The 2,350-nt window shown below is 27.7% G+C and carries 3 protein-coding genes; 1 reads left to right on the top strand and 2 read right to left on the bottom strand.

Annotated elements, in window-relative coordinates; genetic code table 11:
- A partial coding sequence (locus ACVC2P_RS12400; protein ID WP_452598785.1) for a hypothetical protein occupies positions 1-349 on the bottom strand: 349 nt, incomplete at its 3' end.
- A 491-nt stretch (positions 350-840) separates the two neighbouring features.
- A complete protein-coding gene (locus tag ACVC2P_RS12395; RefSeq protein WP_452598784.1) occupies positions 841-1,272 on the bottom strand; it encodes a hypothetical protein in 432 nt (143 codons plus the stop codon).
- Positions 1,273-1,926: 654 nt separating this feature from the next.
- Between ACVC2P_RS12395 and ACVC2P_RS12390 the strand changes: the two genes are divergently transcribed.
- On the top strand, positions 1,927-2,202 hold the full coding sequence (locus ACVC2P_RS12390; protein ID WP_452598783.1) for a hypothetical protein: 276 nt from the start codon (positions 1,927-1,929) through the stop codon (positions 2,200-2,202).
- Positions 2,203-2,350: the final 148 nt, after the last annotated feature.

Here is a 2,350-nt window from a genome sequence, read left to right as displayed (position 1 = left end):
TCTCAAAACCTTTGTCGTACATAGCAACAGTTAATGCAGAGCTGAGTCTTTGTCTTTTTTCTTCTTCTTCTAATTTTACTTTTTTAGTTAATAATTCTTGCTCCTTTTTATAATCTTTTGCTTCTTTGATTATTTCATTGTAGGTTTTTCCTTCTAAATGTTCTCCTTTAAGTTTAGAACGCATTATCCATCCTACCATAATTAATGCGTCTTCTTCTGATAATTTTCCACTTTCTTTAATTTCTTTAGCATCAGTTTCAAATGTTTCTTCACTATATTTTTTATCAAGAGGTGTTGAACAAGAAAAAGTCAAAATTGATACAAGAAAGATTAGTAATGTTTTTTTCATAATATTTATTTTAATGGTTATTCAAATTATGGAGAACTAGCGTATAAAAACAATAAGTTATGTTTATTTCCATTATATTTTTAAACAAACTTACAGCTATCAAAATCACAAACCTTATGGAAAACCATAAGCGCCTGTTTTTTTAGAAGTATTTAGTATAAATAAAAAACTTCCCTAGGAGAGAAGTTTTTATACTTTTGAGTTTTCAATGGATAAAATGTAAAATATTAAGAGCACACTTAATATTTAAAAGTCAACAATTGGTGTATTTCAACAGTTTAAAAAACAAGTGATTACACCGATAACAATAATTGGTAATAATATAATTTCCCACCTTGAAAGGTGTTTTAAAAATAGACTCTTTTTAAATGGTTTATTATTCATACGTACAAAATTATAGAATACAAACGGCATATACAATACGTAGATCTACGTATATTTTTTAAGCTAATTTTAATTGTAGAGCGTTGTTTTTTAGTTTGTTATTGTGCTTATCTATTCCAGAAGTATTTTTCCTTGTCTGGATAATATGTTATTAAATGCTTTACCCTAAGCCATCGTAAATAAAGGAATAAACCAAAGACTAAGTAATGTGAAATTTTAGAAGTATCGTCTGGTAAAAACAATAAATAAATACTTATAGACATAAAGCCACAACTAATAATAAGCAGTTTGTATAATTTTTTGGATGGCCTAAAATAGTCAGCTATAAATATTGGAATCATTACAACAATACCTGAGATAAGTAATGGGCTATTGCTAATAAAACCCCAAATAAAGACTAGGAATAAAAAGTATAGATAGAAAATAATACAAAAGTGTAGCATTTTCATTGTAATGCCAAAAACATTAATACTATCATTTCTGCTTTCAAAAACTGGGGAGCCATCTGGAAATGTAATAGAATCAAAAAAACTAGACATATAGAGGATTAATTATAAAAGCAATTTATCAAATATAAATAAAAATATGCCTGTAATAATAGGAGAGTTACTATAGTGTAAAAAAGTGCTGTTTAAATGTTTCTTTTTAGAGGTACCATTGTACTTAATGTATGTTTCATTTAAAGAGCACTTTGTATTAATATTGGTAATAGCACATTACTGATTGATTAATAACAATACAAATAACTACATTTTGTTCTACTCTTGTTAGAGGATTTATACCTAATTTAAAAAAGGAAAAACACCCTTTTAAGTTAACTATTATAACTTCTTTGAATACTTGTAATCCATCATAAAGTCTACCGTTAACCTAAACTACTTTTAGGTTCTCACCATAAAGCATCTATGCTTTTAGCTATTATGCGATGCAGAAACAAATTCAGCATCATGCATTATGATACAAAACGGGCAATAAGATTTTTATAATCTCATTTTTGATAACTTAAAACAGAATGACATTTTATCATAATAAGTTGTCCTCTTTGAGCTAAGGTATTGAAAAATTATATGATGTTTACACGTGTAAATACCTGTTATTAAGTTTTATAGTTAAAAATATACTACTTATTGGGTATTTATTAAAGGGTCTTATATATCTAATTTTATTCGTATTAATTCTAAAAACATATAATTATGAAAAAAGTATTTTTAACAATAGCATTAATGTTAGGCGTTGTGTGTATGTCTACAGCTCAAGAAAGAAAACCAGCAATGGCAAAAAAATCAGCTAAAAAAAGTAAAGTTCAAGCGCATGGGTATATTAAAAATCAGCCAAGTAATAGAAGCCAAGATAAGCAACTAAAAGAGATAAACGATTCGGAAGCTAAAGCGTATGCTCCAAAGACGAGAACGAAGCCGAAAGCAACAAATACTCAGCGCCCAAAAGGAAAAGCAGATGAGAGACGCTAATGCTAAAGCCTTAAATTAAAATGCCAATCTTTTTTAGATATAAAAAAGATTGGCATTTTAATATATTGTAATTTGTATTTATTCTTCTCCTGCTTTATCTACAACAATACGCTCGTCACGATTTGCAAGTTCCCATGCAGTATAGAAC

This window comes from Pontimicrobium sp. MEBiC01747 (assembly GCF_053601635.1).
The sequence above is the reverse complement of the archived record's forward strand: the minus strand, read 5'-3'. Positions and strand labels throughout refer to the sequence as shown.

What these genes read in the sequence shown, in the direction of transcription:
- ACVC2P_RS12395 (WP_452598784.1), bottom strand. Translation starts at nt 1,272, where the DNA reads ATGTCTAGTTTTTTTGATTCTATTACATTTCCAGATGGCTCCCCAGTT.
- ACVC2P_RS12390 (WP_452598783.1), top strand. Translation starts at nt 1,927, where the DNA reads ATGAAAAAAGTATTTTTAACAATAGCATTAATGTTAGGCGTTGTGTGT.